20 protein-coding genes are annotated in these 19,700 nt (G+C 56.9%); 14 read left to right on the top strand and 6 right to left on the bottom strand.

Going from position 1 to position 19,700, the window contains the following annotated elements; translation table 11 throughout:
* The 12 genes from WFM46_RS18160 to bglB all read left to right on the top strand — a co-directional run.
* Positions 1-814, top strand: an 814-nt coding sequence (locus tag WFM46_RS18160; protein WP_336998173.1) for a methyl-accepting chemotaxis protein, incomplete at its 5' end; no start/stop codon positions are given.
* 23 nt (positions 815-837) lie between these two features.
* Positions 838-1,707, top strand: coding sequence for a protein-glutamate O-methyltransferase CheR (gene cheR, locus WFM46_RS18155; RefSeq protein ID WP_103180084.1), 870 nt, complete (start codon positions 838-840; stop codon positions 1,705-1,707).
* Positions 1,704-2,753 (top strand): protein-glutamate methylesterase/protein-glutamine glutaminase, encoded by a 1,050-nt coding sequence (locus tag WFM46_RS18150; RefSeq protein ID WP_336998172.1) that lies wholly within the window; start codon positions 1,704-1,706, stop codon positions 2,751-2,753. Before cheR ends, WFM46_RS18150 begins: the two co-directional genes overlap by 4 nt.
* A gap of 16 nt (positions 2,754-2,769) precedes the next feature.
* Complete coding sequence (cheY, locus tag WFM46_RS18145) at positions 2,770-3,159, top strand: chemotaxis response regulator CheY (RefSeq protein ID WP_032611971.1); 390 nt, start codon at positions 2,770-2,772, stop codon at positions 3,157-3,159.
* 10 nt (positions 3,160-3,169) lie between these two features.
* Entirely contained in the window at positions 3,170-3,814 is a 645-nt protein-coding gene (gene cheZ / locus WFM46_RS18140) for a protein phosphatase CheZ (protein ID WP_103180082.1), read from the top strand.
* Between the two features lie 273 nt (positions 3,815-4,087).
* Entirely contained in the window at positions 4,088-5,236 is a 1,149-nt protein-coding gene (gene flhB, locus WFM46_RS18135) for a flagellar biosynthesis protein FlhB (protein ID WP_336998171.1), read from the top strand.
* Positions 5,229-7,307 (top strand): flagellar biosynthesis protein FlhA, encoded by a 2,079-nt coding sequence (gene flhA / locus WFM46_RS18130; RefSeq protein ID WP_336998170.1) that lies wholly within the window; start codon positions 5,229-5,231, stop codon positions 7,305-7,307. The genes flhB and flhA overlap by 8 nt, the downstream gene beginning before the upstream one ends.
* Positions 7,307-7,699: a flagellar protein FlhE gene (gene flhE / locus WFM46_RS18125; protein WP_103822397.1), complete on the top strand. Its 393-nt coding sequence runs from the start codon at positions 7,307-7,309 to the stop codon at positions 7,697-7,699. Before flhA ends, flhE begins: the two co-directional genes overlap by 1 nt.
* A 199-nt stretch (positions 7,700-7,898) precedes the next feature.
* Positions 7,899-8,348, top strand: a complete 450-nt coding sequence (locus WFM46_RS18120; RefSeq protein WP_336998169.1) for a hypothetical protein — start codon at positions 7,899-7,901, stop codon at positions 8,346-8,348.
* Positions 8,349-8,389: 41 nt separating this feature from the next.
* Positions 8,390-8,902, top strand: coding sequence for a DUF805 domain-containing protein (locus WFM46_RS18115; RefSeq protein WP_336998168.1), 513 nt, complete (start codon positions 8,390-8,392; stop codon positions 8,900-8,902).
* A 259-nt stretch (positions 8,903-9,161) separates the two neighbouring features.
* Positions 9,162-10,745 (top strand): MFS transporter, encoded by a 1,584-nt coding sequence (locus tag WFM46_RS18110; protein ID WP_159339520.1) that lies wholly within the window; start codon positions 9,162-9,164, stop codon positions 10,743-10,745.
* 4 nt (positions 10,746-10,749) lie between these two features.
* Positions 10,750-11,889, top strand: a complete 1,140-nt coding sequence (gene bglB / locus WFM46_RS18105; RefSeq protein WP_156654802.1) for a beta-galactosidase BglB — start codon at positions 10,750-10,752, stop codon at positions 11,887-11,889.
* Between the two features lie 124 nt (positions 11,890-12,013).
* Here bglB and argS read toward each other — a convergent pair whose 3' ends face one another.
* Positions 12,014-13,747, bottom strand: coding sequence for an arginine--tRNA ligase (gene argS / locus WFM46_RS18100; RefSeq protein ID WP_103180075.1), 1,734 nt, complete (start codon positions 13,745-13,747; stop codon positions 12,014-12,016).
* Between the two features lie 174 nt (positions 13,748-13,921).
* Between argS and WFM46_RS18095 the strand changes: the two genes are divergently transcribed.
* Entirely contained in the window at positions 13,922-14,482 is a 561-nt protein-coding gene (locus WFM46_RS18095) for a VOC family protein (RefSeq protein WP_336998175.1), read from the top strand.
* Positions 14,483-14,566: 84 nt separating this feature from the next.
* Positions 14,567-15,310, top strand: coding sequence for a copper homeostasis protein CutC (cutC, locus tag WFM46_RS18090; RefSeq protein WP_159339519.1), 744 nt, complete (start codon positions 14,567-14,569; stop codon positions 15,308-15,310).
* A gap of 151 nt (positions 15,311-15,461) precedes the next feature.
* Here cutC and cmoB read toward each other — a convergent pair whose 3' ends face one another.
* The 5 genes from cmoB to WFM46_RS18065 all read right to left on the bottom strand — a co-directional run.
* Positions 15,462-16,433, bottom strand: a complete 972-nt coding sequence (gene cmoB, locus WFM46_RS18085) for a tRNA 5-methoxyuridine(34)/uridine 5-oxyacetic acid(34) synthase CmoB (protein WP_103822389.1) — start codon at positions 16,431-16,433, stop codon at positions 15,462-15,464.
* Positions 16,430-17,170: a carboxy-S-adenosyl-L-methionine synthase CmoA gene (cmoA, locus tag WFM46_RS18080; RefSeq protein ID WP_103180071.1), complete on the bottom strand. Its 741-nt coding sequence runs from the start codon at positions 17,168-17,170 to the stop codon at positions 16,430-16,432. The genes cmoB and cmoA overlap by 4 nt, the downstream gene beginning before the upstream one ends.
* Positions 17,171-17,210: 40 nt before the next feature.
* The gene (locus tag WFM46_RS18075) at positions 17,211-17,606 is read right to left on the bottom strand and encodes an MAPEG family protein (protein WP_103180070.1); all 396 of its coding nucleotides are present in this window, start codon (positions 17,604-17,606) and stop codon (positions 17,211-17,213) included.
* A 50-nt stretch (positions 17,607-17,656) separates the two neighbouring features.
* Positions 17,657-18,430 (bottom strand): DUF72 domain-containing protein, encoded by a 774-nt coding sequence (locus tag WFM46_RS18070; RefSeq protein WP_336998174.1) that lies wholly within the window; start codon positions 18,428-18,430, stop codon positions 17,657-17,659.
* A partial coding sequence (locus WFM46_RS18065) for a tyrosine-type recombinase/integrase (RefSeq protein WP_336998167.1) occupies positions 18,409-19,700 on the bottom strand: 1,292 nt, incomplete at its 5' end. The genes WFM46_RS18070 and WFM46_RS18065, both read right to left, overlap by 22 nt.

Raw genomic sequence — 19,700 nt, 5'->3', positions numbered from 1 at the left:
ATCGGAGGTGCGTCAGGGCAGTTACGCCATGCACACCGGGATCGCCGAAATTGCCGAGGGCAATAACGATCTCTCTTCGCGCACCGAGCAGCAGGCGGCATCGCTGGCGCAAACGGCAGCCAGCATGGAGCAGTTAACCGCCACCGTCGGGCAGAACGCCGACAACGCCCGCCAGGCCTCTGGTCTGGCAAAGAGCGCGGCGCAGACGGCGAAGAAGGGGGGCGAACAGGCATCCCACGTGGCGAACACCATGAATGAGATCGCCGCCAGTTCGCAAAAGATTGGCGACATCATCAGCGTGATCGATGGCATCGCGTTCCAGACCAATATTCTGGCGCTGAACGCCGCGGTCGAAGCCGCCCGCGCGGGCGAGCAAGGGCGTGGCTTTGCGGTGGTGGCTGGCGAGGTCCGTAACCTGGCGAGCCGCAGCGCCAACGCGGCGAAAGAGATTAAGGTGCTGATTGAAGAGTCGGTGTCCCGCGTTCAGCAGGGTTCGGCGCTGGTGGACACGGCGGCGAAAACCATGACCGAGATCGTCAGCTCGGTCACCCGGGTTAACGACATTATGGGCGAAATCGCCTCCGCATCCGATGAACAGCGCCGCGGTATTGAGCAGGTGGCGCAGGCGGTAAGTCAGATGGATCAGGTGACTCAGCAGAACGCCGCGCTGGTGGAAGAGGCCGCGGCAGCCACCGATCAGTTAGCCGGCCAGGCGGATCACCTTACCTCGCTGGTGGCAGTATTTAATGTGAATGAACGTGTTGAAACAGTTACAGAAGTCGGGCGGTCGCAGGCCGTACCAGTCGGAACCTGAACGTGATTAAGTAAGAAGGCGCTATGACATCACCACTGCCCTCAGGGCAATCGTCATTATTGTTACAGATGACACAGCGCCTCGCGCTGTCCGACGCGCATTTCCGTCGGATATGTCAGTTAATCTACCAGCGCGCGGGGATTGTGCTGGCCGATCACAAGCGGGACATGGTCTACAACCGCCTTGTGCGTCGCCTGCGCACGCTCGGACTGGATGATTTTGGTCGCTATCTGGGGATGCTGGAAGCAAATCCAAACAGCGCGGAATGGCAGGCGTTTATCAACTCCCTGACCACCAACCTGACCGCCTTTTTCCGGGAAGCACACCACTTCCCGGTGCTGGCGGAGCATGCCCGCCGCCGCAGCGGCGGCGAATATCGCGTCTGGAGCGCGGCGGCGTCGACCGGGGAAGAGCCTTACTCGCTCGCCATCACCCTGGCCGACACGCTGGGTACCGCCCCGGGCCGCTGGAAGGTGATCGCCAGCGATATAGATACCGAGGTGCTGCAAAAAGCACAGAGCGGGATCTATCGCCAGGAGGAGCTAAAAACGCTGTCACCCCAGCAGCTTCAGCGCTACTTCATGCGTGGCACCGGTCCGCACGAAGGGCTGGTGCGGGTGCGTAGCGAACTGGCAAATGCGGTGGAGTTCTCCATGGTCAACCTGCTGGAGAAGCAGTACAACGTGGCGGGGCCTTTTGACGCCATTTTCTGTCGTAACGTGATGATCTATTTCGACAAAACGACGCAGCAGGAGATCCTGCGCCGCTTTGTGCCGTTGCTCAAACCTGACGGTTTACTGTTTGCCGGGCACTCGGAGAACTTCAGCAATCTTGTGCGCGAGTTTAGCCTGCGTGGCCAGACGGTATATGCGCTGAGTAAGGATAAAGCATGAGTAAAATCAGGGTCTTGTCAGTTGATGATTCAGCGTTAATGCGCCAGATCATGACTGAGATTATCGACAGCCACAGCGACATGGAGATGGTGGCGACGGCCGCCGATCCGTTGGTAGCCCGGGATTTAATTAAAAAATATAACCCCGACGTGCTGACCCTGGATGTCGAAATGCCGCGCATGGACGGCATCGACTTCCTCGAAAAGTTAATGCGTCTGCGGCCAATGCCGGTGGTGATGGTCTCTTCTCTGACCGGCAAAGGGTCCGAAATCACCCTGCGGGCGCTGGAGCTGGGGGCGGTGGATTTCGTCACCAAACCGCAGCTTGGCATTCGCGAGGGGATGCTGGCGTACAGCGAGATGATCGCCGAAAAAATTCGTACCGCGGCCAGGGCGCGGGTTGCCACGCATAAGCCGCTGGCGGCCCCCGCCACCCTGAAAGCCGGTCCGCTGCTGAGCTCGGAAAAGCTGCTGGTTATCGGCGCCTCTACCGGCGGAACAGAGGCAATTCGTCATGTACTCCAGCCATTGCCGCTTTCAAGCCCAGGTATTCTGATCACTCAACATATGCCGCCAGGCTTTACCCGCTCGTTTGCGGAGCGTCTGAATAAGCTGTGTCAGATTAGCGTGAAAGAGGCGGAGGATGGCGAACGCGTTCTGCCGGGGCATGCCTATATCGCCCCGGGCGACAAGCATATGGAGCTGGCGCGCAGCGGCGCTAACTATCAAATCAAAATTCATGACGGGCCGCCGGTTAACCGGCACCGTCCGTCGGTGGATGTGCTGTTTCATTCGGTGGCGAAACACGCGGGGCGCAACGCCGTTGGGGTGATCCTGACGGGGATGGGCAACGATGGCGCCGCCGGAATGCTGGCGATGCACCAGGCTGGCGCCTGGACCATCGCGCAGAATGAAGCAAGTTGTGTGGTGTTCGGCATGCCGCGCGAGGCCATCAATATGGGTGGCGTCAGCGAAGTGGTCGATCTTAGTCAGGTTAGTCAGCAGATGCTGGCGAAAATCAGTGCCGGACAGGCAATACGTATTTAACGAGGAGTGTAGTTTTATGGCGGACAAAGAGCTCAAGTTTTTGGTTGTGGATGACTTTTCCACCATGCGTCGCATCGTGCGCAACCTGCTTAAAGAGCTGGGTTTTAATAACGTAGAAGAAGCAGAAGACGGCGTTGATGCGCTGAACAAACTGAATGCTGGCGGCTTTGGTTTTGTTATTTCCGACTGGAACATGCCGAACATGGATGGTCTGGAACTGCTGAAAACCATTCGTGCGAATGCCGCGATGGCCTCTATGCCTGTGTTGATGGTGACGGCTGAAGCGAAGAAAGAGAACATCATTGCTGCGGCACAGGCTGGCGCAAGCGGATATGTGGTGAAACCATTCACCGCGGCAACCCTGGAAGAAAAACTCGGTAAGATCTTCGAGAAACTCGGCATGTGAGGTACGGGAGATGATGCAGCCTTCGATTAAACCTACGGATGAGCATTCACCCGGCGACATAATTGCCCGCATCGGCAGCCTGACGCGTATGTTGCGCGACAGCCTGCGTGAGCTGGGCCTAGATCAGGCGATTGCGGAAGCGGCGGAAGCGATTCCCGATGCCCGCGACCGTCTGGATTATGTTGTACAGATGACTGCCCAGGCGGCAGAGCGTGCGCTGAACAGTGTTGAAGCGTCACAGCCGCATCAGGACGAGATGGAAAAGGGCGCAAAAGCGCTGACCAAACGCTGGGACGAATGGTTCGAAAATCCGATCGAACTCTCCGACGCCCGCGAACTGGTGACCGATACTCGTCACTACCTGAAAGCGGTGCCGGACCATACCAGCTTCACTAATGCCCAGCTGCTGGACATCATGATGGCGCAGGATTTCCAGGACCTTACGGGTCAGGTGATCAAGCGCATGATGGACGTGATCCAGGAGATTGAGCGTCAGCTGTTAATGGTGCTGCTGGAGAACATGCCGGAACCTTCCGCACGTCCACAACGCGAAAACGAAAGCCTGCTGAATGGCCCCCAGCTCGACACCACCAAAGCCGGTGTCGTGGCAAGCCAGGACCAGGTTGACGACCTGCTGGACAGCTTAGGGTTCTGATAGCCTGCGTTTTGCTGGAATTGCCGGGTGGCGCTGCGCTTACCCGGCCTACAAAACCTTCAATATCATCATATTGCGCGGTTCCGGTAGGCCTGTGCAAGCGAAGCGCCGCCAGGCAAAAACGCTACCTGTAAAGGTGGCGTTTTGTTCTTCCATTTTCCCTGTCACAGGCGAAAGCCCTAAATCAGCCCTTTTCACGCCCCTAATTAACGCATTGGTCAGGCGCGGCTTTGGCATCATATCGTCCAGACCTCTACCTGCGAGATGCTTGCCGTGGCAGAAGACAGCGACGACAAAACAGAAGCCCCCACACCCCACCGACTTGAAAAAGCGCGTGAGGACGGGCAAATACCCCGATCCCGAGAACTCACCTCGCTGCTGATTTTATTGGTTGGCGTGTGCATTATCTGGATAGGCGGGGAGTCCCTTGCCCGCAGACTGGCCGGCATGCTCTCGGCCGGGTTGCGCTTCGATCACAGCATGGTCAACGACCCTAACCTGATCCTCAGCCAGATTATCCTGCTGATCAAAAGCGCGATGGTCGCGCTGCTGCCGTTAATCACCGGCGTGGTGCTGGTGGCTATCGTATCGCCGGTGATGCTGGGCGGGCTGGTGTTCAGCGGGAAATCGCTGCAGTTTAAACTCTCCAAGCTGAACCCCTTGCCTGGTATCGCGAAAATGTTCTCCGCGCAGACCGCCGCCGAACTGCTGAAGGCGTTGATGAAAGCGACGCTGATGGGCAGCGTGGCGGGATTTTTTATCTGGCATAACTGGCCGGAGATGATGCGCCTGATCAGCGAGTCGCCGTTCACCGCCATGCGCAACGCGCTCAATCTGGTGGGGCTCTGTTCGCTGCTGGTGGTGCTCTCGATTATCCCGATGGTCGGATTTGACGTCTTCTTCCAGATCTACAGCCACATTAAAAAACTGCGCATGTCCCGCCAGGACATCCGGGATGAACATAAGCAGATGGAAGGTGACCCGCACGTCAAAGGGCGTATTCGCCAGATGCAGCGTGCCGCCGCACGTCGCCGGATGATGGAAGATGTACCGAAAGCGGATGTGATTGTTACCAACCCAACCCACTACTCCGTTGCGCTGCAATATGACGAAAACAAAATGAGCGCGCCTAAAGTGGTGGCGAAAGGGGCGGGGCTTATCGCGCTGCGCATCCGCGAAATTGGTAATGAAAACCGTATCCCGATGCTGGAAGCGCCGCCACTGGCGCGTGCGCTCTACCGGCATGCGGAAATAGGACAACAGATCCCGGGCCAGCTCTATGCCGCAGTCGCGGAAGTGCTGGCGTGGGTATGGCAGTTGAAGCGCTGGCGTCTTGCCGGTGGTCAACGACCTGTCAAACCTGAGAATCTCCCGGTGCCTGCCGCGCTGGATTTTATGAACGAGAAGGACTCTGATGGCTAATCTGGTGGCAATGTTGCGCCTCCCCGGCAACCTGAAATCGACTCAATGGCAGATCCTTGCCGGGCCGATCCTCATCCTGCTAATCCTGTCGATGATGGTGTTGCCGCTGCCGGCATTCATCCTCGACCTGCTTTTCACTTTCAACATTGCGCTCTCCATTATGGTGCTGCTGGTGGCGATGTTCACCCAGCGCACCCTGGAGTTCGCCGCGTTTCCGACCATCCTGCTCTTCACCACGCTGCTGCGTCTGGCGCTGAACGTCGCCTCCACCCGTATCATTCTGATGGATGGGCATACCGGCGGCGCGGCGGCAGGTAAGGTGGTTGAGGCCTTTGGCCACTTTCTGGTCGGCGGCAACTTCGCCATCGGGATCGTGGTGTTTATCATCCTCGTGATCATCAACTTCATGGTTATCACCAAAGGTGCGGGGCGTATCGCAGAAGTTGGCGCGCGTTTCGTCCTGGACGGGATGCCGGGTAAACAGATGGCGATTGACGCCGATCTCAACGCCGGTCTGATTGGCGAAGATGAAGCGAAAAAACGCCGTGCCGAAGTGACCCAGGAAGCGGACTTCTACGGCTCGATGGATGGTGCGAGTAAGTTCGTTCGCGGCGATGCCATCGCCGGTATTCTGATCATGGTGATCAACGTGATCGGCGGCCTGCTGGTGGGCGTGCTGCAACACGGAATGGCTATGGGCCAGGCAGCAGAGAGCTACACGCTGCTGACCATTGGTGACGGTCTGGTCGCCCAGATCCCGGCGCTGGTGATCTCCACCGCAGCCGGTGTGATCGTAACCCGCGTCGCCACCGATCAGGACGTCGGCGAGCAGATGGTCGGGCAGCTGTTCAACAACCCGAACGTGCTGATGCTCTCTGCCGCGGTACTTGGCCTGCTGGGCATGGTGCCGGGAATGCCGAACTTCGTCTTCCTGCTGTTCACCGCCGCACTGCTGGGGCTGGCCTGGTGGCTACGCGGACGCGAAGCCAAACCGAAGAGCGAGCCTGCTCCGGTGAAAATGCCGGAAAACACCCAGGCGGTGGAAGCCACCTGGAACGACGTCCAGCTGGAAGATTCGCTGGGCATGGAAGTGGGCTACCGCCTGATCCCGATGGTCGATTTCCAGCAGGATGGCGAACTGCTGGGACGTATCCGCAGTATTCGTAAAAAATTCGCCCAGGACATGGGCTTCCTGCCGCCGGTGGTGCATATCCGCGACAACATGGATCTGCCTCCTGCGCGCTATCGCATTCTGATGAAAGGGGTGGAGATCGGCAGCGGAGATGCCTATCCGGGGCGCTGGCTGGCCATTAACCCTGGCACCGCGGCGGGTACGCTGCCGGGTGAACAAACTATCGATCCGGCCTTTGGCCTGGCCGCCATCTGGATCGAAAGTGCCCTGAAAGAGCAGGCGCAGATCCAGGGCTATACCGTGGTGGAAGCCAGTACCGTCGTGGCAACTCATCTTAACCACCTGATTGGTCAGTTCTCCGCAGAGCTGTTCGGCCGCCAGGAGGCGCAGCAGCTGCTGGATCGCGTCACTCAGGAGATGCCGAAGCTCACCGAAGATCTGGTTCCGGGTGTACTGACCCTGACCACGCTGCACAAGGTGCTGCAAAATCTGCTCGACGAGAAAGTGCCGATCCGCGATATGCGCACCATTCTGGAGACTCTGGCCGAGCATGCACCGCTGCAGAACGATCCGCACGAGCTGACGGCGGTGGTGCGCGTGGCGTTAGGCCGCGCCATCACTCAGCAGTGGTTCCCGGGTACCGGCGAGGTGCAGGTGATTGGACTCGACACGCCGCTTGAGCGTCTGCTGCTGCAGGCGTTGCAGGGCGGCGGCGGGCTGGAGCCGGGGCTGGCGGATCGTCTGCTGGCGCAAACCCAGGAGGCGTTGCAGCGTCAGGAGATGCTGGGGGCGCCACCGGTGCTGCTGGTGAATCACGCCCTGCGTCCGCTGCTCTCGCGCTTCCTGCGCCGCAGCCTGTCGCAGCTGGTCGTGCTGTCGAATATGGAGCTGTCGGACAACCGCCATATCCGCATGACCGCCACCATCGGAGGCCAGTAATGCGTAAATTACTCTGGTTACTGGCCCTGCCGCTGATGGCGCAGGCCGCAGGGGAGGGGGCATGGCAGGCCAGCAGTATCGGCCTGACCCTTACCCACCGTGGCGTGGCGGCTTCGTCACGCCCACTGTCGGCGCAGCAGCCGGTATCGGGCCTGATGACTCTGGTGGCCTGGCGCTATGAGCTGAATGGCCCAACCCCCGCCGGGCTGCGGGTGCGGCTCTGTTCCCAGACGCGCTGTACCGAACTGGATGGGGCCAGCGGCACGACCCATGCGTTCAACAACGTGCCCGCCGTCGAGCCGCTGCGCTTTATCTGGGAAGTCCCTGGCGGCGGTCGCCTTATCCCGGCCCTGAAGGTTCAGCGTAACGAAGTGATTGTGAACTACCGCTAACCCTCTGACTCCATTCCGTTCGCCCGAACGGAATGGGGGTGTCATTCCACAGGCTTCGTTATTTTTCCTGCTCTTCTTGCCCTGTTAATTTTTTCCCTCACTCTTTTCATTAAGAGAATAGCTCTGGAAGTCAACATCCGGAGAATATACTCTACGCGCTGAGATAATGTGATATACATATCAATGATGGAACGCAATAATGCAAAAGGGAGCAGGTATGAAATTGAGCTTTCGGCAAGTATGCATGTTTTGGGGGGTTATGGATGTTTTATATCTGGCAACCTATGTCTGGAAGAGTAGTACCCAGGGGCGTATTCCTTTCGTTGATGATATTATCAATTTTAGCGCGCTTTATTCAGAACAGGGTGGCAGCTACTGGCTCCTTATTCTCTTTGTTTTGTCAATGATAACAACCCTGTCCATTGTGTTTTCTGCTCTGTTTCTCCTTACCGCATGGAATAAGGCCGGCTACCTGGTAGCTGCGCAGACCCCCTTGCGCCTGCTGGTGGTTGTGCCGTCTCTCACCTTTTTACCCTGGATTATGAAATGGATTACTCCGGGGAACGTCGCTGTGGCGTTATTTTTATTGCTGATTTCAGAGGCGCTAAAGGTCAGTTCGGTAATCATCTCAGGAAAATTAAATAAGTAATGCTTAATCACTCAGGGATATTCTTTTAAAAGGATGAAGGTATGCATAAAAGTATTAAGGATTGTTATTTCGACGGCTGGAAAAAGGCGTTCGTCTATAAGGGGCGAGCGACAAGAAGAGAGTTCTGGTTATTTATCGTCATTAATATAGCGATTGTTCTCTTTATTGCCGCACTGAGTTATTGCTTTCTCATAGCATTGATTGCCGATCGTACCGGCCGCGGGGGAATGATACTGGTGTGGGCCTGGTTTGTCTGGCTTCCGCTCAGGGCGCTTGCCCCGGTAATCTTGCTCGTACCAGTTGTCTCGCTGGGTATCCGCCGAATGCACGATGCAGGAAAATCGGGGTGGTGGTTTGGCGGGGCGCTACTCTTCATTCTGCTGATCCTGCCGCTCATTCTGACGGGTATTCATCAGGTTATGCTTATCCCGGTAGATAATCACTCTGCAGAGCAGGTGACGGCGTTCATCACGATTACGCTAAATGTATTAGCGGCTATCTATATTCTCTGGCTTTGCTGCTTACCAACACAACCCTCTGAACAGACCGTTTAGTGATCGCTTTTTCGCCAGTTATCAGGCTATTCTGATGACTGGCTCGCAAAACTGACCCCTCCTTTTGAAGCAAAAGAAACGCTGTTTTATAAAACAGTGACACGCGTAGTAATTCTCTTTGCATTTTTGCCAGTTGCCGCCTGGCGGTGGCAGAAACAGAAAGGTATCCCGTAAGCGATACTCTTACTGTAACCGTCTAGTCACTCCCGTTGGCGTCGCGTTAACCGGGAGTCATCTAAAACTTACAGGGTCGACGGTAATGAAAACACGTAAAATTGGACTCGCGAACTATCTTGCTTACGGATCGGGTGATTTTCTCGGGGCAGGGACCACAGCGCTGACCGCTGCCTGGCTATTATATTTCTACACCACCTTCTGTGGCCTCACGCCGATTGAGGCTACCTTCATCTTTGCGGCGGCAAGGGTTCTGGATGCCGTCGTCAGTCCGCTGATGGGCTTCCTGACCGATAACTTTGGCACCACCTGGCTTGGCAAACGCTTTGGCCGCCGCAAGTTCTTTATTCTGCTCGGCATCCCCTGCGTCTTCAGCTACTCGCTGATGTGGGTCGGCGATATGGGCTTCTGGTACTACCTGCTGACCTATCTGATCTTCGATATCGTCTACACCATGATCCTGGTCCCGTACGAAACGCTGGTGCCGGAGATGACCGACGATTTCAAACAGAAAACCAAGTTCTCCGGCGCGCGTATCTCTATGGCGCAGATGTCGGCGATTCTGGCCTCGTTCCTGCCGGGTATTCTGTTAACCCACTTCGGTAAAGACAACGCCATCTCCTTCTTCTATGCCAGCCTGGTCTTCTCGGTGCTGTGCGCCCTGATGCTGACCTTCGTCTGGTTCTTCACCTGGGAACGTCCGCGTGAAGAGTGGAGCGAAGCCGCGCTGCGCGCCGAAGAGGAGAAGAAAAAACTGACCCTCGGCCAGAGCCTGAACCGTCTGTTCGTTGAGCTGAGCTCTACCCTGCGGATCAAAATCTTCCGCCAGCACCTGGGGATGTACCTTGGGGGCTACATCGCTCAGGATGTGTTCAACGCCGTCTTTACCTACTACGTGGTCTTTGTGCTGATGCAGGAAGCTTCTATGGCCTCGAATCTGCTGGGCACCATGGCTATCTTCCAGTTCCTGGCCGTTATCGCGATGATCCCGCTCTGCATCCGCTTTGGACCGGCACCGTCGTACCGCATGGTGGTGGTGCTGTTTGGTCTGGCGTCGCTCTCCTATGCCGGTTTGTATTACGCCGGTATGAGCGACATCTACGCGCTGCTGCTGCTGGTCTCTGCCCTGGCGGGTCTGGGTCGCGGTGGGATCAACTATGTGCCGTGGAACACCTACACCTATATCGCTGATGTGGATGAAGTCATCACCGGCCAGCGCCGCGAAGGGATCTTTGCCGGGATCATGACTCTGACCCGTAAAGCGTCCCAGGCGGGAGCCATCATGCTGGTGGGTATCGTCATGCAGATGTCTGGCTTTGTCAGCGGCCAGAAGGTGCAGCCGGAAGGGGTAAGCCACACCATTCTGATGATCCTGAGCGTGGGCACTATTCTGGTGCTGACCTGCGGTTTCCTGGTGTCATTGCGCTTTAAGCTGAATTTACAGACGCACAGTACGCTGCGTGAAGAGACGGCCAAAATGCGTGAATCTGGCCGCGCGATGCCGGAGGCCGCCACGCCGCAGGCCCGCGCCACGGTTGAGATGCTGGCCGGTATGCCTTACGACTGCCTGTGGGGAAACAACAACATCGGCTATCTGAACCGCAATAAACCCGCTGCACCGTCCCTGAAAGAACGTGCTCCACTGAATTCGACATACAACAGAGGTTAAGATTATGAAGGTTTGGCCTGTCAAACATAGCCCGTTACTGCGTCAGCCAGAGCGTTTTATCGCCAGAGATGAACTGAAAACGCTGATCCAAAACGTGACGCATAACCTGGTGAACATTCACGATAAAACCGGCGAGTTTTTACTGCGGCTGGACGACGGGCGGGTAATCGACACCAAAGGCTGGGCGGGCTGGGAGTGGACTCACGGCGTTGGTCTCTACGGTATCTGGCAGTATTACTGCCAGACCGGGGATGAAGCGATGCGCGATATCATCGACAGCTGGTTTGCCGAGCGTTTTGCCGAAGGGGCCACCACCAAAAACGTCAACACCATGTCGCCGTTTTTGACCCTCGCATATCGCTATGAAGAGACGCGCAACCCGGCCTGGCTGCCGTGGCTGGAGAGCTGGGCGGAGTGGGCGATGAACGAGATGCCGCGCACCGATCACGGCGGTATGCAGCACATCACCCTGGCGGAGGAGAACCACCAGCAGATGTGGGACGACACCCTGATGATGACCGTCCTGCCGCTGGCGAAGATTGGTAAACTGCTCAATAAACCCGACTATGTTGAGGAGGCGGTCTATCAGTTCCTGCTGCACGTGCAGAACCTGATGGATCGGGAGACCGGGCTCTGGTTCCACGGCTGGAACTACGACGGCCACCACAACTTTGCCAACGCCCGCTGGGCGCGCGGCAACAGCTGGCTGACGATCGTTATTCCTGATTTCCTTGAGCTGGTGGATCTGCCGGAAAATAACGCCGTGCGCCGCTATCTGGTGCAGGTGCTGAACGCGCAGATTGCTGCCCTGGCGAAGTGTCAGGATGAGAGCGGCCTGTGGCATACGTTGCTCGACGATCCCAACTCCTATCTGGAGGCTTCAGCCACCGCCGGGTTCAGCTACGGGATCCTGAAAGCGGTACGCAAGCGCTATGTGGGGGCCGAATATGCGGAGGTGGCGGAGAGAGCCATTCGCGGGATCGTGAAGAACATCTCCCCGGAAGGGGAACTGCTGCAAACCTCGTTCGGTACCGGCATGGGCAGCGATCTGGCGTTCTATCGCCAGATCCCGTTGACCTCAATGCCATACGGACAGGCGATGGCCATCCTCTGTCTGACGGAGTATCTGCGCAAGTATTTTTGACCACTGCACTCCCCGGTGGCGCTACGCTTACCGGGGCTACAAACACAAAACCCGGCTTGCGCCGGGTTTTGTGTTATTGCGATAACCGGTTGAAGCGCCATCAGGCGTTAACCAGGCACCGATGTTACATACGCTCTACGGTTTCGATACCCAGGGTATCCAGACCCAGCTTAAGGGTCTTCGCCGTCAGCTGCGCCAGCTTCAGGCGGCTGTTGCGTACCGCTTCGCTCTCGGCAGAGAGGATAGGGCAGTGCTCGTAGAAGCCGGAGAACAGGCCCGCCAGATCGTACAGGTAGGCACACATCACGTGCGGGGTGCCGTCGCGGGCGACCACGGAGAGCGTCTCTTCGAACTGCAGCAGACGCGCCGCCAGCTGCGCTTCACGATCTTCGGTGATGGTCACCTGCGTCCGGGCCAGTACGCTTTCATCGATGTCAGCCTTACGGAAGACAGACAGCACGCGAGTGTAGGCATACTGCATGTACGGCGCGGTGTTACCTTCGAACGCCAGCATGTTATCCCAGTCGAAAACGTAGTCGGTGGTCCGGTTCTTGGAGAGATCCGCGTATTTCACCGCACCGATGCCGACGGCGTTGGCCAGTTTTTCCAGCTCATCGGCAGGCATATCCGGGTTTTTCTCCGCCACCAGACGGCGGGCACGCTCCAGCGCCTCGTCCAGCAGATCCGCCAGCTTCACGGTGCCGCCCGCACGGGTTTTAAACGGCTTGCCGTCTTTACCCAGCATCATGCCGAACATGTGGTGCTCCAGCGGTACGGAGTCCGGTACATAGCCCGCTTTACGCACGATGGTCCACGCCTGCATCAGGTGCTGGTGCTGACGGGAGTCGATGTAATAGAGGACGCGATCCGCATGCAGGGTTTCGTAGCGGTATTTCGCGCAGGCGATATCGGTGGTGGTGTAGAGGAAGCCGCCATCCTTTTTCTGGATGATGACGCCCATCGGTTCGCCTTCCTTGTTTTTGTACTCATCAAGGAACACCACCGTCGCGCCTTCGCTTTCGACCGCCAGGCCTTTGGCCTTCAGATCGGCCACGATACCGGCCAGCATTGGGTTATAAAGGCTTTCACCCATCACGTCCTTACGGGTCAGGGTGACGTTCAGGCGGTCATAGGTGATCTGGTTCTGGGACATGGTGATGTCCACCAGCTTGCGCCACATCTCAAGGAAGTACGCATCGCCACCCTGCAGTTTCACTACGTAGCTACGGGCGCGCTCGGCAAAGGCTTCATCTTCGTCGTAGTGCTTTTTCGCATCGCGGTAGAAGCCTTCGAGGTCCGCCAGGGCCATTTCACCGGCATTTTCCTGCTGCTGCTTTTCCAGCCAGGCGATCAGCATCCCGAACTGGGTGCCCCAGTCGCCGACGTGGTTCGCGCGGATTACGTTGTGGCCGAGGAACTCCAGGGTGCGTACCGCGGCATCACCGATGATGGTGGAGCGCAGATGGCCGACATGCATCTCTTTCGCCACGTTCGGGGCAGAGTAGTCAACGACGATGGTCTGAGGCTGCGGCTGCGCCACACCCAGACGATCGGACTGCAACGCGGCATCGACGTTCTGCGCCAGGAAGGCAGGATCGAGGAAAATGTTGATAAAGCCCGGTCCGGCGATTTCGGTTTTGCTGGCAATACCGCTGAGATCCAGATGGGACAGAACCTGCTCTGCGAGTTGTCGTGGCGCCATGCCCAGTTTTTTCGCTACGGCCATCACGCCATTGGCCTGATAGTCGCCAAACTGTACTTTCGCGGACTGACGAACCTGCGGTTCACAGTCTGCAGGTGCGCCTGCAGCAATCAGTGCCTGACTGACTTTTTCTGAGAGAAGAGCCTGAATATTCACCGGGATACCTTACATTTTTGACGCGCGCATCACGTTGCCGCGCCCGTTAACGAATTTAGGCCGGGAGTATACTGCAATTGCCCGTTGCCGTCAGCACTGGCTCAAAACAGCGGTTGGTCGCAGGCCAGCAACAGAGTAAATTAACGCTTTTGCATGACGATAAGAGTACTGATGATGGCGAACTGGCAATCTATTGACGACCTGCAGGATATTGCAGCCGATTTACCGCGTTTCACTGACGCCTTTGCGGCGCTTTCCGCTCGCCTGGGTCTGGATATCGCTCCGCTCGCGGCGGACCACATCTCCCTGCGCTGCCATCAGAATGCCACGGCGGAGCGCTGGCGGCGAGGGTTTGAGCAGTGCGGCGAACTGCTCTCGGAGAACATCATCAATGGCCGTCCTATCTGCCTCTTTAAGCTGCATGAACCCATCTGCGTCGCCCACTGGCGCTTTACGGTGGTTGAGCTGCCCTGGCCGGGTGAAAAACGCTACCCCCACGAAGGCTGGGAGCATATCGAGATCGTCCTCCCCGGCGACCCGGATACCCTGAATGCCCGCGCCCTGGCGCTGCTCTCTGATGAGGGCTTAAGCCAGCCTGGCATTTTTGTGAAAACCAGCTCGCCAAAAGGGGAGCGCGAGCGCCTGCCAAATCCGACCCTGGCGGTTACCGACGGCAGCGTGACGGTGAAGTTTCACCCCTGGACAATCGAAGAGATTGTCGCCAGCGAACAATAAAGCGAAAGAGTTGTGAGGTAACGCCGTGTCGCGGGGAAAGCGGCATGGCATGATGCAAAACCCAACAGGTTATAAGGAGATTTCGTGGCATTGCTGGAGATCTGTTGTTACAGCATGGCGTGCGCCGTGACCGCGCAAGCGCATGGCGCCGATCGTATTGAACTCTGTGCCGCTCCGAAAGAGGGCGGACTGACTCCCTCTTATGGGGTGCTGAAATCGGTGCGTCAGGCGGTGAGCATTCCGGTTCACCCGATTATTCGACCCCGCGGCGGGGACTTTTGCTACAGCAGCGGCGAATTTAACGCCATGCTGGAGGATATCGCCCTCGTTAAGGCGCTGGGTTTCCCGGGGCTGGTCATCGGCCTGCTGAATGAAGATGGTCATATCGATATGCCGCGCATGCGCCAGATTATGGCTGCTGCAAAGGGAATGGCGGTAACTTTTCATCGCGCCTTCGATATGTGTGTAAATCCGCGGCAAGCCTTTGAAAACCTCGCGGAACTGGGGGTTGCGCGCGTGCTGACTTCGGGTCAACACGCCTCCGCCGAAAAAGGTATTTCATTAATTAAGGAACTAAAAGCCCAATCAGGTGTTCCAATAATAATGGCGGGTGCTGGCGTTCGCGCCGCCAATCTGGAGACGTTTTTGCGGGCAGGGGTGGAAGAGTTGCACAGCTCGGCAGGGAAGTGGCTACCGTCACCCATGCGCTATCGCAACACAGGCTTGTCGATGTCGACGGATGCCGACGCGGATGAATATTCCCGCTACGGCGTCGAAGGAGAGTCGGTTGCAGAGATGAAGGCGATAATTGCACGCTATTGTCGCTAAAACAGTTTTTACCGCGCATCATGTCGCCCAATATGATGCTTGTTTGTACCAGGCCCCTGCAATTTCAACAGGGGTCTTTTTTTATGCATTTTCCGGCGACACGGCACCGTTTTTGTAGGCCGGGTAAGGCGCAGCCGCCACCCGGCATAAATTACGGCTTGGTAGCAATCAACACTGCGCGAACCGGAGCCGGATACCCCTCAATCGTTTTGCTGCTGTCATTCGGATCGAGGAACTCGGCCAGAGATTCGGTGGTCATCCACTCGGTGCGGCGCTGTTCGTCGGTAGTGGTAGGGCAGACATCCGCGATGCGGATATCGACAAAACCGCACTTCGCCAGCCAGTTTTTCAGCGCCAGCGCCGACGGAATAAAGTAGACGTTACGCATCTGGGCATAGCGATCCCCTGGCACCAGCACGGTGTTCTCATCCCCTTCCACCACCAGCGTCTCCAGCACCAGTTCACCGCCGTTGACCAGCTGATCTTTCAGCTGCCAGAGGTGTTCCAGCGGGGAGCGGCGATGGTAGAGCACGCCCATCGAGAAGACGGTGTCGAACGCGGCCAGCGCCGGGAGTTGCTCAATCCCCAGCGGCAGCAGGTGCGCGCGCTGGTCGTTGCCAAGCAGTTTGCGCACCGCTTCGAACTGGCAGAGGAACAGCTGGGTCGGATCGATGCCTACCGCCAGATGGGCGCCTGCGCCAATCATGCGCCACATGTGATAGCCGCTGCCGCAGCCGACATCCAGAATGGTGCGTCCGGTTAAATCAGAGAGGTGCGGCAGCACGCGCTCCCACTTCCAGTCTGAACGCCATTCGGTATCGATCTGCATGCCGTAGAGAGAAAACGGCCCTTTGCGCCACGGCATCAGGTTGCGCATCAGGTTTTCGAGACGCAGCATCTGGCCTTCGCTCAGCGGCTGTTCGCTCTCGGCGGTAACGCTGTGCAGCAGGTCGAGCTTATAGGGCGTCATCTCCGGCAGGAATTCCACCGCATTTTTCCACTGCTTAAACTGGCCGTGCAGGGATTCACGCTGCCAGGCGGCAATCTGCGCGGGCAGGGTTTCCAGCCAGTGGGAGAGGTGGTTTTTGGCAATCAGCTGATAAAAATTACCGAAATCAATCATGCGTTACCGCCTTTCAGCGCTACCAGTGAGCCAAAGTTGAAGCACTGGAACCACAGCTCGCTGTGCGGGAATCCGGCCTTGTGCAGACGGGCTTTGTGAGTCTCAACCGAATCGGTCAGCATCACATTTTCCAGCATGCTGCGCTTCTGGCTGATCTCCAGCTCGCTGTAGCCGTTGGCACGTTTGAAATCGTGGTGCATGTTGAACAGCAGTTCGCCGACGGTGGCATCTTCGAAACTGAATTTTTCCGACAGCACCAGGGCGCCGCCAGGGTTCAGCCCCTGATAAATTTTGTCCAGCAATAGCTGACGGTCTTCGGGCACCAGGAATTGCAGGGTAAAATTCAGCACCACCATCGAGGCGTTTTTAATCTCGATATGGCGGATATCGCCTTCGACCACTTCTACCGGGGTCGGGGCTTTCCAGGCGTCAATATGGCGCCGGCAGCGTTCAACCATGGCCGGTGAGTTGTCGACGGCGATAATTTTGCAACCGTCGTGCTTAATATTACGACGAACCGACAGCGTGGCTGCGCCCAGCGAACATCCCAGATCGTAGACCTGCGTGTCCGGCTGAACAAAACGTTCCGCCAGCATGCCGATCATGGAGATGATATTAGAGTAGCCGGGGACCGAGCGCTGGATCATATCCGGGAAGACTTCAGCCACCCGTTCATCAAAGGTCCAGTCGCCCAGACTGGCGATAGGCGCAGAAAAAAGCGTGTCGCGATCTGACATAACGTAAAAATCCGGGATAAATAAAGGGGCGTATTGTGCGCTAATGCAGGGAGAAAACCAACTCCCAGGGCATATACCACAGGTTAGCCAGCACCATTAGCACAAGCGAACACCAGGTCGCGCTCATGCCGGAGCGGCGCCAGCGGAACAGACGCTGATGGAGACCATAGTAGTGCATCAGGCGCCCAAGGATCAGCAGCAGGCCGCAGACGTGCACCATCCAGGTCTCTGCGCCATTCATTTCCATAAATAACAGCAAGATCAGTGCCGCCGGGAGATATTCCACCGCATTGCCATGAATGCGGATTGCGGTTTGCAACTCAGAGAAACCTCCGTCGCCATAAGAGACGCGGTACAACATCCGCAGGCGCGCAATATCGAACGAAAACTTGATTAACAGCAACGCACCCAGTACCGCATACAGCGCGCAAACCATACAAACTCCCTGTTTTTTGGCAGATGGCACTTCTATGATAGGGGGTGAGCTCAGAAAAGAGAAGATTGCTGCGGAATTGCGGGGGCGTCGCCGATGGACGGTGCCACGGCCTGCAAGGCGTGCCAGAGAGCATCGACCAGTTGTGGCGCCTGGGCGATATCAGGGGTATGCAAAAAAAGATATGGCGTGGCGGTCTGTTCCCACTTCGCCAGAGTCTGTAACCAGACAGCAAACAGCGCCTGGTTTTGCGGCATGTTGTCGCTACCGATAAAACGCACCATCGGATTGCTGGCGGTCATCACAGCATGTACCGGCACCTTCGGTTTTTTACGCTGGGCGTCGATGATGGCCTCGTTATGCGGCACGGCGGCGTGAACCGGGCGGCTGTCGAGAACGGTGCGATTGACGCCGCGCTCATGCAGACCGCGGTTAAGCGCTTTCTCCGCCTCGCCTTTCATGAAGAATTCAGGATGACGAACCTCAACGCCATAAGTGAACTCCCGGGGCAGGGCATCGAGAAACTGCCATAGCGCGGGCAGATCGCGTGGGCCAAAAGTGGCGGGGAGCTGCACCCAGTACTGGCCAATACGGTTGGCCAGCGGCGCCAGGCGGGTAAAAAATTCTGTAGTTAAATCGTCACAGTTACGCAGCGCCGCCTGATGGGAGATGGTAGCCGGGAATTTAAAGCAGAAGCGAAAGTCGTCGTCGGTCTGCTCCCGCCAGCGCGCCACCACTTCAGGTTTAGGCAGGGCATAGAGCGTGGTGTTACCTTCCACGCAATTAACATGTCGGGCATTCGTATTTAACTTACTGATTTCAATAATGCTCTGGTGCTGCTTTGCAGGCTTTGGGGCATCTGTGGGGCAAAACTCGCAAGCCTCTGATTCAGCATCGCGATCTGCTCACTGCTGCTGTCAGCCATCCACGCCCCGTACACATTGAAGACCATCTGGGCGCTCGCATGGCCCATCTGGCTTGCAATAAAGCTGGGGTTAGCGCCAGCTGACAGTGACCAGCACGCATACGTGTGACGCGACTGATAAGCTTTCCTGTGCCTTATCCCTGCTCGCTTCTCCGCTGCATCCCACAAATCACCTATCGAGTCGACTTTGTAGATGAACCCGACATGCTGACATCTTCTGACCAGTTGAGGGTTGAAGACAAATGTACAGTCGTGGCTCTCCGTTCTGCCGTACTCGCGCAGCTGCACATCAATGTGATGCTGCTTTCCAAGCCTGGTCATTTCCGCCTGATTCCTCAGGACGCTGATCGCGGGCTGGATAAGGTGTATGACCCTGTTTGTGCTCGCCTCAGTTTTCGGTAGAGTGAATTCGCCCAGTTTTGTATAATTACGCCTGATTGTTATTGTTCCAGCTTCAAGATCGATATCCTCCCAGGCCAGGGAGGTCAGCTCCCCGTGACGTACCCCTGTGTAAACTGCAAGTGACCACAGGTTTTTCGTCTGCTGATGCCGGCATGCATCGATCAGGCGAATAAATTCGTCACGAGTTAGCGGATCTGGCTCTGCCCTGGCTTTTTTAAGAGGTTTCATCCCCTCGAAGGGGTTTGCCTCTACGTAGCCGTGATCTGCGGCAAACTGAAACATTCCGGCAATGGTTGTCATGTAATAATTCACGGTGACAACACTTCGTCCCTTCGCCGGAGCCTTTCCCTTAACTGGCGTCTGGTGACCGGTCAGCAAATCTTTCCTGATATACAGCAGTTCCTCTTTGGTCACCGCCGACACAAGCCGATTACCCCCGATCCTGGGCACCACATTCCTTGCGACTGACTCATAACGGTTGAGTGCGTTCGCGCAGATTTCCATCCTCTTCAGATCCAGCCACTTTTCTGCAAGCTCTGACACTGTAATTTCTTTTTTACCCACCCCAAAAGTCTTGAGGTTAGGGGAATCCGGAAACTGTGCCGCATAATCAAATGTGCCTGTGCGGATGGCAAAACATACCGATGTCCGCAGCTCCCCGGCGATCTTCCTGTTCTTAGCGGTGTCAGGGACACCGAGACTTTCCCTGACACGCTTACCTTTAAAATTAAACCAGATGCGCAATGTGCCACCGTGGTTTTCGACGCCTG

The organism is Leclercia sp. M50 (genome assembly GCF_037150775.1).
Taxonomy (GTDB): Bacteria; Pseudomonadota; Gammaproteobacteria; order Enterobacterales; family Enterobacteriaceae; genus Enterobacter.
Note: the sequence above shows the minus strand (reverse complement) of the source record. Positions and strands in the feature narration are given on the sequence as shown.

Bases quoted from the DNA above. Each gene is read 5' to 3' on its own strand.
- cheR (WP_103180084.1), top strand. From the start codon at position 838: ATGACATCACCACTGCCCTCAGGGCAATCGTCATTATTGTTACAGATG.
- WFM46_RS18150 (WP_336998172.1), top strand. From the start codon at position 1,704: ATGAGTAAAATCAGGGTCTTGTCAGTTGATGATTCAGCGTTAATGCGC.
- cheY (WP_032611971.1), top strand. From the start codon at position 2,770: ATGGCGGACAAAGAGCTCAAGTTTTTGGTTGTGGATGACTTTTCCACC.
- cheZ (WP_103180082.1), top strand. From the start codon at position 3,170: ATGATGCAGCCTTCGATTAAACCTACGGATGAGCATTCACCCGGCGAC.
- flhA (WP_336998170.1), top strand. From the start codon at position 5,229: ATGGCTAATCTGGTGGCAATGTTGCGCCTCCCCGGCAACCTGAAATCG.
- flhE (WP_103822397.1), top strand. From the start codon at position 7,307: ATGCGTAAATTACTCTGGTTACTGGCCCTGCCGCTGATGGCGCAGGCC.
- WFM46_RS18120 (WP_336998169.1), top strand. From the start codon at position 7,899: ATGCAAAAGGGAGCAGGTATGAAATTGAGCTTTCGGCAAGTATGCATG.
- WFM46_RS18115 (WP_336998168.1), top strand. From the start codon at position 8,390: ATGCATAAAAGTATTAAGGATTGTTATTTCGACGGCTGGAAAAAGGCG.
- WFM46_RS18110 (WP_159339520.1), top strand. From the start codon at position 9,162: ATGAAAACACGTAAAATTGGACTCGCGAACTATCTTGCTTACGGATCG.
- bglB (WP_156654802.1), top strand. From the start codon at position 10,750: ATGAAGGTTTGGCCTGTCAAACATAGCCCGTTACTGCGTCAGCCAGAG.
- WFM46_RS18095 (WP_336998175.1), top strand. From the start codon at position 13,922: ATGGCGAACTGGCAATCTATTGACGACCTGCAGGATATTGCAGCCGAT.
- cmoB (WP_103822389.1), bottom strand. From the start codon at position 16,433: ATGATTGATTTCGGTAATTTTTATCAGCTGATTGCCAAAAACCACCTC.
- cmoA (WP_103180071.1), bottom strand. From the start codon at position 17,170: ATGTCAGATCGCGACACGCTTTTTTCTGCGCCTATCGCCAGTCTGGGC.
- WFM46_RS18075 (WP_103180070.1), bottom strand. From the start codon at position 17,606: ATGGTTTGCGCGCTGTATGCGGTACTGGGTGCGTTGCTGTTAATCAAG.